This is a genomic window from Pseudomonas sp. BCRC 81390 (genome assembly GCF_030341915.1).
Taxonomy (GTDB): Bacteria; Pseudomonadota; Gammaproteobacteria; order Pseudomonadales; family Pseudomonadaceae; genus Aquipseudomonas.
In genome coordinates this window covers 1-229 of sequence record NZ_JATAAG010000087.1, presented here as the reverse complement: position 1 = coordinate 229, position 229 = coordinate 1, and the positions used below count along the sequence as shown (strand labels likewise).

Genomic DNA, 229 nt, shown 5'->3' with positions numbered 1-229 from the left:
CGCTAGTAATCGCGAATCAGAATGTCGCGGTGAATACGTTCCCGGGCCTTGTACACACCGCCCGTCACACCATGGGAGTGGGTTGCACCAGAAGTAGCTAGTCTAACCTTCGGGAGGACGGTTACCACGGTGTGATTCATGACTGGGGTGAAGTCGTAACAAGGTAGCCGTAGGGGAACCTGCGGCTGGATCACCTCCTTAATCGACGACATCAGCCTGCTGATGAGCT

1 rRNA gene is annotated in these 229 nt (G+C 55.5%); it reads left to right on the top strand.

Features of this window, described 5'->3' with window-relative positions:
* A 16S ribosomal RNA gene (locus QSV36_RS26210) occupies window positions 1-201 on the top strand; the annotation flags it as partial.
* Between the last annotated feature and the right edge of the window lie 28 nt (window positions 202-229).